We start from the raw sequence: 10702 nt of genomic DNA, 5'->3' as shown, positions 1-10702 counted from the left end.
TCCATCCTTAAAACAGCGTCTTGCTTTTCTGAAGTTACCAATGACTGAACGGAGGAATATTCTCAAAAGTCAAGCCGATATAATGCTCTCTCACTATCAACAAGATTCTGAATGGCAGGAGTTAATGGCAGCTGACATCATTGACTATTAACCCTGAGCTGCCAAAACGTGGAGAAATTTGGTTAGTCAACTTCGATCCTACTGTTGGTGCAGAAATCAAATGACACTCTTCAACTAAGGGGGGTGGATTTACAAAGGTTTATTCGTAAATTAGGAAGCATTTCTGAAATTACAATACTGGAAATTGTAGCCGCCATTGCTACTGTAATCGAATTTGAGATCTAACAAATCATTGCACCCGACCGTGTGTTAGATAGCTCGTAATCATGTAAACCTAGTATAATATGAGCGATCGCTATCCAAAATTGTCCAGTTTAGCCTTTAACTATTTAGGGTTTGCTGAATAAATCTAAAAACCTTGTTGGATAAGGCTTTTAGACTGTTTTTCCCTGAAAAAGTGCCTACCATTGGAGTGATTGGGGGGAAAATTTAGGGATTTTTTCCCTGAAAATTAGGTAATTGACCACCTGAAAATGGGTAAAACCCCACACCCCACACCCCACACCCCACACCCTGCCCCCACGAAAAACTTTTTGCCGCAGCCCCTATTTAGGGTTTGCGGCAAAAAGTAGGGGCGAAGCATTCGGATAGAAAATCTCCGGTTTCACCGATAGGTTATGCCCGAATGCTTCGCCCCTACAGGACGCGATCGCCGCTCAAGTGGCCAGAAAAAGCCAGATCAGCAGTCTCGATCACCTTTAATAGCTGTTCGATGCGGTTTTCCGTCGGGGGGGCCAAACAGGGAAAAACGGCTAAACCGGGGATTTGATTGGCCACCTCGGTGACGGCCACATCAAGGGTGACTAGGGGTAAATTAGCTAGGGTTTGCGACTCGCTCAAGGTTTGCAGATAAGAGTATAAATCTTCTGCGATCGAACTATCGATTAAGATAGCGTCCACCTCCCAGACACCAGCTAAAAGTTCCGCCTGTTCGCAACTATCGGCCTCAATAAAACGATAATTCTCCCGAACTAATTGATTATTCCAAATCCAGCTAAAGGAAGATAAATCGGAGAAATTGGGGGCATAATGGCCGTGTAAACGCAGCAGAGTCGGAGCAGTGCGCCGTTTGCGGCTAGGAATGGGGGAAACGGTCAGATTCAGGCAAGCTTGCAGAGCTGCCGAGGTGATCGGCGGAACCAGAAAACTATCGGCCCCTTGCTGTTGACTGCGGTTGCGCTCGGAATCAGCGGCGGTGACAATAACTTTCATATCTTTGGTTTGGGGATGGGATTTCAGCAGCGTTAACACATCCCAACCGGACAACAGGGGTAGATTGGGATTGAGAAAAACACAACGGGGTTTTAACTGACGGGCTTTTTCGATCGCCTCAGTGCCGCTACGAGCGATAATCGCTTTTAATCCCAATTCACTCAAGCGATCGACAAACTGTTCGATCACTTGGGGATTAGCTTCCACCACTAACACCAGACGCTGGGGAGGCGATTGTTCCCCTTCTGTTGCTTGAGGATCAACCGGCAGCAGTAAAGTGAATTGACTGCCTTCCCGGTCCTTGGAGACAAAGGATAGATCGCCACCGTGACAGCGCGCTAATTTTTGGCTGAGGAGTAAACCTAAACCAGCACCCTCAAATTGACGGGTGAAAGGACTTTCTAGCTGTTGGAATTTCTGAAAAATCAGATGCTGGGATTCTTCCGGAATACCGATCCCCGTATCCCAGACGGTAAAAGCCAGCCAATTTTCCCAACGATTGACTTTAATGCCGAAATTACCGCCATCAATGGTGAATTTAACCGCATTATCTAACAAATTCACTAACATCTGTTGTAAACGGGCTTCATCGGCCAGGGCATAATCTAACCCTGATTCAATGTCAAGACGATAGCTGCCGGGGAGATCGAGACGTTGGGGATACTTATCGACGATGATATCGTACACCCGTTGACAGAGGCGATCGATTTTGACTCTAGCTAAAGTTAATTTTAGTTGTCCTGTCTCCAGGCGGGTTAAATCGAGGAGATCATTGACCAAAGCCATCAACTGGCGACCGCTGCGATAGATTAAATCGGCATATTTCGACTGTCGGGGGTTAAGTTCACCGATTTTTTCTTCCCGCAGCAGATTGGAGAGACCGATCACGGCGGTGAGGGGCGATTTAAACTCATGGCTGACACAGGCGAGAAATTCATCCTTAAGACGATTTAAATGGACTAAATCGGCATTTTTAACCGCTAATTCCTGACAATATTGCTGTTGTTCCGTGATATCGGTGGCCAACAGTAACCACAGTCCCGAAGTTTTCTCGAGCAAGGGATAATTATCCGCCCAATTTAACGGCACGGACAACAGTCGCCAAGTCTTGGCTAAACCCGATGTCACCGTTTCTAGACGCTGGGGAAACAGGGGGGGGGTGGGGGATGGGAGGGTTAAGGGGTCATTAACCAAAGCAAAGGGAGATTTATCGATATTAGCGGGGAAAGCCGCCCCGATTTGTTGACACCAAGCCTGATTTTGGTATAAAATTCCCGCTTCTGGACTGTAGAGCAGCAGCGGCAGCGGTAATTGTTCCAGAAATTCCAGAGGACGATCGCTGCGGGGGGGGGGATTGCGATCGCTGATGCGGGGCTGCGGGGGAGGATCATCGAGAATCGAGCACCCGAGACAAAATTGGAGAAGTTTGCCCGTGTCTAAGCGTCCTAACAGTTTGCCTTGAGCATCCACTAAAATGGGGACGAAGGCGAGCGCTTCTCCCGTCAGGGTTGCCAGAAACTCACTTACGGCCATGCGAGCGTTAAGAGGGATAATCGGACGCAGCCAACCGCTCAGATCCAGGCAGCTGGAGGAGGGGTTTCTGGTTTCGGGGTGCTGTTGTTGATAGAGGAGGTAAGCAATCAGGGTTTGACTCTCAATCAGTCCTAGGGGACAATACCGCTCATCCACCACCACGATCGCTTCTGGATTGCCCGTATTAATTAAATCGCAAAGACTTGCCCGGTCAATAATTAATTCACAGGCAGTGACGGATTGATTAAAGTGATGGAGGCTGAGGGTAACGCTAGGCATGGGGATAATTGGGTGGGCGGTGGCGGTAACTTTAGGGCATAATTAGGGTTTGCGGCAAAAAGTTTTTCGGTGGGGGCAGGGTGTAGGGTGTAGGGTGTAGGGTATAGGGTTTTACCGATTTTCAGGTGGTCAATTACCTAATTTTCAGGGCAAAAGTCCCGGAATTTTCCCCCTGCTCACTCCCATCCCCGGCACTTTTGGATTTCAAAAAGGTCTAAAAGTATTATCCAACAAGGTTTTTAGATTTATTCAGCCAGCCCTAATTAACAAACTGATGGCCAAACTATTAGTAGTCCTAGAACTTGAATCTACCTTGATTATGACGCTTGCTCATCTAGAGGACCGCTCCATTGATTACAATTAACTACAATACCCACTGCCAAAAAGCAAAGTTAACTTTAACTTCCCCGATCTGATGGCGAGGGGGTTGTCTTCTCAACAGAGAAAGCCTAACCTATAGTTTGTTATTTTCTATCTACCTTGCGGGTGAGAAAACGTTGCCTCCGAGACTGACTATTTATGCTTTTGTCCCAACGGACCCACCCTTGACGGGAGTGAGTTCACCTCCGGGGCTGGTTAATTCTTTGACGGCTTTATTGGCTAATGAACGCTATAATCTAACCCTAGGGTCTTCTTCTAGCGAATTACTGGCTAATATCGAGGCAGAGAAGGAAAAAATCGATTGTTTGCTGGTGGTCTCTCATCCTTCCCTACAGCCGACTTTTAATCAACTCTACGAAGGGGGGATTTTACTGCCAGTAGTGATCATTGTCGCTGACAAGAACATCACTGCCGAGACGAATGACTCTCCCACCTGTCTCTATCATAGTGCCGAATTACAAATTACCGTCAAGGAATTAGACAGCATCACCTCGGTCATCGACCAAGCGATCGCTCGATTTCTCCATTTAGCTCCTAATTGCTCTTTTTCCGAACCTACCACGATTGTTAACCAACCAAATCCCGTGGAAAATAATCACAGTTTTCTCCTCCTACAACAGCGCCGTTTAGCGGAAAAATTAAAAGAAAGACTCGGCTATTTAGGTGTTTACTACAAACGCAACCCGCAGCTATTCTATCGCAATCTTGCCCCGGCGGAAAAAAACGAATTACTGCGGGAATTAAGAAGAGATTATCGGGAGATTATTTTAAATTACTTCCAACAGGATTATCCGATTAATCAAGCGATCGATGAGTTGGTTAATAATGTCTTTTTTACCGATCTCTCAGTGTCGCAAATTCTGGAAATTCACATGGAGTTAATGGATGAATTTTCCCAACAGTTAAAATTAGAAGGCAGAAGTGAGGAAATTCTCCTAGATTATCGTCTCGCTCTCATTGATATCCTTGCTCACTTGGGGGAAATGTATCGTCGTTCCATACCTCGCGAGGATATCCCTTATGATTTATTATTGGGAATAGACTAAAATCTCCCCAATAAATAACAATAAACTCGTATCCCCAGCCCCTTTTATCTTAACCTATGAGCGTCTTTAAAAAAACCTATGTTTTAAAACTGTACGTCGCCGGCAATACCCCCAACTCCGTGCGTGCCTTGAAAACCCTGAAAAATATCCTAGAAGAGGAATTTCAGGGAGTGTATGCGCTCAAGGTGATTGACGTGCTGAAAAACCCGCAACTAGCGGAGGAAGACAAGATTCTCGCTACTCCTACCCTCGCGAAAGTCCTCCCTCCCCCGGTGCGGAAAATTATCGGTGATTTGTCCGATCGAGAGAAGGTTCTGATCGGTTTAGACTTACTGTACGAGGAAATTCGTGAACGAGAAAATGATAGCTAGGCCTTCGGCAATAGGTGATTAGACGGGTTATATTTATTGAAGGAGAAATGATCGGGGCGTAATCTAGTACGTTTATGGGAAAGTCAAGAGTCAAGGGACATCAAGATGGTATAAAGTATCTAGTCAGGCCTGATATGTTTCTGTGGAAAAATTAGATAAAAATCCTACTCTTTAAATATTCGCTGGATAAATAATGACTCAATCTAACTCTAATAGCCAATTGAATCCACCGATTAAACCGAAAGGTGTTCGCAAAATTAGAACCCTGATTGAAGGTTTTGATGAGATCACTCACGGTGGTTTACCCATGGGGCGAACTACCTTAGTGAGTGGCACTTCTGGCACGGGAAAAACCCTGCTTGCTGTGCAATTTCTCTACCACGGGATCAAGTATTTTGACTATCCGGGACTGTTTGTTACTTTTGAAGAATCTCCCACCGATATTATCCAAAATGCCTATAGTTTTGGTTGGGATTTAGAAGAATTAATTGACCAGGGTAAGTTATTTATTCTCGATGCTTCTCCAGATCCGGAAGGTCAAGAGGTGGTGGGTAGTTTTGATCTTTCGGCCCTGATCGAGCGCATTCAATACGCAATTACCAAATATAAAGCAAAACTGGTATCAATTGACTCTGTAACTGCTGTTTTTCAGCAGTACGAAGCGGTGTCAGTGGTGCGGCGAGAAATTTTTCGGCTCGTGGCCCGGCTAAAATTATTAGGAGTGACTTCAATTATGACCACGGAACGTATCGAAGAATACGGAGCGGTGGCGCGTTTTGGTGTAGAGGAATTTGTCTCTGATAATGTGGTAATTATGCGGAACGTGCTAGAGGGAGAAAGACGACGCAGAACCGCAGAAATCCTCAAATTACGGGGAACAACCCACATGAAGGGGGAATATCCCTTTACTATCACCAATGATGGCATTAATATCTTCCCCCTCGGTGCGATGCGTTTAACTCAGCGCTCCTCTAATGTCCGCATTTCTTCGGGAGTAAAAACCCTCGATGATATGTGTGGAGGCGGTTTTTTCAAGGATTCGATTATTTTGGCTACAGGAGCAACCGGTACGGGTAAAACTCTCTTAGTTAGTAAATTTCTGGAAGAAGGCTGTAGGCGCGGTGAGCGGGCGATTTTGTTCGCTTATGAAGAATCTCGCGCCCAATTGTCCCGAAATGCTTCTTCTTGGGGGATCGATTTTGAGGAGATGGAACGCAAGGGATTATTAAAATTATTGTGTTCTTACCCCGAATCGGCGGGATTAGAAGACCATTTACAGATGATTAAGTCGGAAATCTCGGAATTTAAACCCTCCCGTATTGCCATCGATTCTCTATCGGCGCTCGCGCGCGGGGTGACAAATAATGCTTTTCGGCAATTTGTGATCGGGGTGACAGGATACGCCAAACAGGAGGAAATTACGGGATTTTTCACCAATACCACCGACCAATTCATGGGAGCGCACTCGATCACCGAATCCCATATTTCTACGATTACCGACACGATTTTAATGTTGCAGTATGTGGAAATTCGCGGCGAAATGTCGCGAGCGATTAACGTCTTTAAGATGCGCGGTTCTTGGCACGATAAAGGGATTCGTGAATATACTATCAGTCAGGATGGGGCGGATATCAAGGATTCTTTCCGCAATTACGAGCGGATTATTAGTGGTTCTCCAACTAAAATTAGCGTCGATGAAAAGAGTGAATTATCGCGGATTGTTCGCAATGTGCGCGAAAAATTACAGGATGAATAATCGGGGGTTGACTGATGGAGATTATTTTGAAGGGCGATCGGGTAAAGTTGGTCTTAGGGAAAATAACCACCAGATCAACAAACCTAATAAAATCCAGAGAATATCTTTAACCAGGCGAATTTTTAAAAACTGTGCTTTCTAGATTTTTTGTCCTCAATCCAGACTTTTGGGGGGTAGAACCCCCCAAACCCCGGCGCGCATTAGTTTTTAGGTGGGATGCTTACACGCAGTTGTTCATATATTTGTACTAATTTAAAAGTTACTGATAATACTAAATCTGGTTATTAAAGACTGATTATTTATTCCCCTTTTTGCATGAGCGCATGAGTACATGAGTGCCTATCCTGATATGTTACCTATACTCAACGGATTTAGTATGATTGAGATTATTTTGAAGAGCGATCGGGTAAAGTCGGTCTTAGGGAAAATAACCACCAGATCAATAAACCTAATATAATCCAGAGAATATCTTTAACCCGGCGAATTACAGAAATCGCTAAACCTAATTCTAGACTCCCGGTTAAGGAAGCACCCAGCAGCACTAAAGAACCTTCTAAAGTACCGATATTAGCGGGAATAAAAAAGGTTCCAGCACGCACTAATTGAGCGACAGAATCAAATAACCAAGCATCGGCAAAACTGATCGGATGTTGGAGAAACTGCATTAAAACATAGATTTCTAAAACTCCGAGGGGCCAATTGAGAAAACCGACGATCAAGCCATTTCTAAATAGGGGCAGATTCCGGTAAAATTCCCCTAAACGATCATCGACACTGCGAAGATTTTCTAAAGGTTTAGCTAGGCGATCACCTAAAAAAGAATGACCTAATCGATTAACTATTCTGGAGGATAAACGGAATCGCTGAATCAAGAAAAATATCAGGATACAACTGGAGAATATAGCGAGACTTAATCCAGTAAAAGTTTTAAAAGAATTGGAGAATTTTGGGGAAGCTAGGAGCAGAAAAAAACCGATAATTGCAAAGAAGACAAGGGAAGCAGTATTTAATGTCTTGGTCAGAATAATCGAGGCACTGGTTTCTTTATAGCTAATCTGATAGTGAGTTTTTAACATCACTGCTTTAAAACCTTCTCCTCCCAAAGAAGCGAAGGGAGTCACGCGATTAAAGGCTGCCCCTACCATGTAAATTAATAATAGGCGAATTGTCCATCGAGGTTGGATAGGAATGCTTTTAAAAGTTAGTTGCCAAGTAAAAACATCGGTGAGGAATTCTAGGAAATAAAAAATAATTACTAATGTCATTCCCCACCAACCGACTAGGGTGATTTGTTGCCAAACTTCTTGCAGATTTGTTTTGCGTAAAATTACCCCTAGTAAAACAAAACCTAAACCCAGAAAGATAAATTTAAGATATTTCATAAGTAGTCGTGCAAAATTAATTTCTTGGTTAGGATAGGCAATAGACAATAGGCAATAGGCAAGAAGTAGTTAGATAGGTGTAATTAATTTTGCTTAGGTACTTACTAAATCCTGTTTAAAAGGTCTAGGAGAGCGGGAAGTGGGGTAGTGGGGAGATGGGGAATTATGAATTATAACTGATAACTGATAACTGATAACTGATAACTGATAACTGATAACTGATAACTGATAACTGATAACTGATAAAGCTGATAACTAAAAATAATTCCAACGTTGAATAAATGGCAGCCAATGAGATTCGACTAATTCGAGCGCTTTTGGGTCTGGGGGATAATTATTTTTTTTATATCCTTGCAGACTAGCGATATATTTCTCAAAGCGAGGCATAGATATTTTTAAGTCGGGAAGTTGCAGTTGATCGTAGATTTTCTCGATTTGTGCTAGGGGTTCTTTTTCTAAATCTTCAAAACGAATTTCTACAAAACTATCGGCGGGTAAATCGGCACTATCTCGCAGGAGAGAATTGATCATTGGGGGATAACTTTTTAGAATTACCTGCTCGATTTCATCTGTGGATAAATTATCGTAGGATTGCAGTGCTAGTTCTGGTAGGATGCGGGTAAAAAAGTGGCGGGTTGAGGGAAAAACTCGATAGGGATTGCGGTAGATATGAATAAATTTAGCATCGGGCCAGATAGCTCGCAATTTGGCAATGTGTGCCGCATAAACGTGGTTTTTGATTAGTAATTGTTTGCCTCTTTGATGGATGGAAACTTTTTTTAATAGATGAGTATGCCAACGCTGCCAAGTGGCGATTTCTTTCTCGCTGCAGCCCTGAAAAAAAACCCCTCGATCGAAATGGTACTGAAAACGTTGGGGAAAGTATAAACCATGGTAGTAGGAAAGGGGGATCATGCTGGCCAGGGCGATCGAGTCTTCTTGGGGTGAATCGGGAGTAACAGCGACGTTATCCACATGGCGATCGCTCGGTAGGGCTAATTCTAGCAGCGGTTGAAATAAGCGGACGATACCGAGGATATCCCAGGGTAATCCCACCGCTAGGGGCGAAATATAGCCAAATTGCTCCGATTGACCGAGTAAATTGTGCAGATGGGTCGTGCCGCTGCGCCAATAGCCGACAATAAAAATGGGTGCTTTTACCTGCACGCGGCGCTCATAAAACCCTGTCATCAAAATTCGTTCTAGGGTAGAAAAAGGCAGTCGCGCCAGGGTAACTGCCAGCGCCAGGGTTGCCGGGGCGAAATTGGGGCGATCGATGCCGCCATTAGTCAAAAATAAACGTAATAGGGTACTAAGGTTACTACCACAAAGGGGATGAAACAAACTGGACATATTAACTATTTTTTAGCGTTTTTTTGGCGGATAGCTTGGCTGGCCAAGGTTTTGCCGAATTCCCAAGCGGCCCCTAGGGCTGATTCATTCTAACAAATCGCAAAGCCTGAACCACTTGTTATCAAGCCATCTTTGCCCCTTTGTAATGGATAAAAGGATAAAGGATAAAAAGCCTAAACCTCTGAAAAGATTTAGAGCTATAGTTGGGAGAATTGACAAATTACTAACAGCTTGAAAGTCAGTTAAAGGTAAAGTATCTTCCTTAAAAATTACGTCTTTTACCCAGTGCAACTGATTTTCTATGTTCCAATGACCTCGAATTTTTCGAGCAAAAGTTTGAGCACTTTCTACCAAACTACTAATGTACTAGGCACAATTATAATACCCTTCTCCCCCTCTTTCACCATACCTTTCCACTTTAATATAACTTTTAATGTGTTCCCAAACATTATTAAAGGGATGAGTTACATTAAAGACTGATGTTAGAAGTGTTGAACGTTGAGAAAAGTCAGACAAAAAAAGCTATTATAGATAGAATCTAGACAACTTATTCCCCCTCACAATAGGTAGTTTGCCCTGATGACGAATTTCTCAAAACTCATAAAAGAGCTTCTCAAACCACTGCCTAAAAATTACTACCCCGCTTGGCTCTTCGTTACCCTTTATGCTAAATCAACATACAAGATGCCAAGATAACATACTTCTAACCCAAAAATTCCGAAAGTTTCTAAAGCCATCGGCTCTCCGTTTTATTAGTTTCAGTTTATTGTTGATTCCCTCGACCACCCCATTCGTTGTCCTTCGCTCAAAATAACTAATGATTTCTCCAAACCAGTTTCGGATTTTTTGACAACTCTTGGTAAAAACACTGGAGGATTTTGCCAACCATTCTGAGATAGATAGCAGTCCTTCTGTCGGATTCTCTGAGGTTTCATAAATCTTTCTAAATTCTTCCTTTAACTCGTGCATCTTTTTCAAATTTGGGAAATTTTCTTTGATAGCTTCTAGTTTGATTTTTTGAGTTTCCGTTAAATCTTCTTCATTTTTTAACAGACTATATTTACTTCGCTTTAAAACTTCTAGCTTCGCTTCTTTTTCCGCTTTCTGTTTTTTATTTTTCTGCGCTTCTACGGCTCTTTTTTCTGCTTTTCTTTGTTCGTCTAACTCTTGATTAATTTGTTTCATTACATGGAATCTATCGGCGACTACCTCGGCCGATGGCATCAATTCTTTCACCAAATTTTTATAGGGCAACCAAAGGTCTATGCT

At 43.3% G+C, this 10702-nt stretch carries 7 protein-coding genes and 2 pseudogenes; 4 read left to right on the top strand and 5 right to left on the bottom strand.

The features are described from left to right. Positions 1-140: 140 nt before the first annotated feature. Positions 141-345 (top strand): annotated as a pseudogene (locus O9332_RS28155) (hypothetical protein). A 411-nt stretch (positions 346-756) separates the two neighbouring features. Here the strand turns inward: O9332_RS28155 and O9332_RS19780 are convergent. Further along, positions 757-3144, bottom strand: coding sequence for an ATP-binding response regulator (locus O9332_RS19780; RefSeq protein WP_288027033.1), 2388 nt, complete (start codon positions 3142-3144; stop codon positions 757-759). 497 nt (positions 3145-3641) lie between these two features. On the opposite strand from O9332_RS19780, the gene O9332_RS19775 reads away from it, so the two are divergent. The 3 genes from O9332_RS19775 to kaiC all read left to right on the top strand — a co-directional run bounded on the left by O9332_RS19775 (position 3642) and on the right by kaiC (position 6698). Continuing rightward, entirely contained in the window at positions 3642-4571 is a 930-nt protein-coding gene (locus O9332_RS19775; RefSeq protein WP_288027031.1) for a circadian clock protein KaiA, read from the top strand. Positions 4572-4627: 56 nt separating this feature from the next. After that, entirely contained in the window at positions 4628-4942 is a 315-nt protein-coding gene (gene kaiB / locus O9332_RS19770) for a circadian clock protein KaiB (RefSeq protein WP_002733742.1), read from the top strand. A 193-nt stretch (positions 4943-5135) separates the two neighbouring features. Beyond that, positions 5136-6698, top strand: a complete 1563-nt coding sequence (gene kaiC, locus O9332_RS19765; protein WP_002760201.1) for a circadian clock protein KaiC — start codon at positions 5136-5138, stop codon at positions 6696-6698. 386 nt (positions 6699-7084) lie between these two features. Here the strand turns inward: kaiC and O9332_RS19760 are convergent, their stop codons facing one another. From O9332_RS19760 to O9332_RS19745, 4 genes and pseudogenes are all read right to left on the bottom strand, one after another. Continuing rightward, positions 7085-8080: a lysylphosphatidylglycerol synthase transmembrane domain-containing protein gene (locus tag O9332_RS19760; protein ID WP_002760200.1), complete on the bottom strand. Its 996-nt coding sequence runs from the start codon at positions 8078-8080 to the stop codon at positions 7085-7087. Between the two features lie 255 nt (positions 8081-8335). After that, complete coding sequence (locus O9332_RS19755; protein WP_002760199.1) at positions 8336-9433, bottom strand: sulfotransferase family protein; 1098 nt, start codon at positions 9431-9433, stop codon at positions 8336-8338. 84 nt (positions 9434-9517) lie between these two features. Beyond that, positions 9518-9910 (bottom strand): annotated as a pseudogene (locus O9332_RS19750) (ISAs1 family transposase); the annotation flags it as partial. Between the two features lie 195 nt (positions 9911-10105). Continuing rightward, positions 10106-10702 (bottom strand): ISL3 family transposase (locus tag O9332_RS19745; RefSeq protein WP_288027027.1); only part of this gene is annotated, 597 nt, incomplete at its 5' end.

It is taken from the genome of Microcystis sp. LE19-10.1B, assembly GCF_027530565.1.
Lineage (GTDB): Bacteria > Cyanobacteriota > Cyanobacteriia > Cyanobacteriales > Microcystaceae > Microcystis > Microcystis aeruginosa.
The sequence above is the reverse complement of the archived record's forward strand: the minus strand, read 5'-3'. Positions and strand labels throughout refer to the sequence as shown.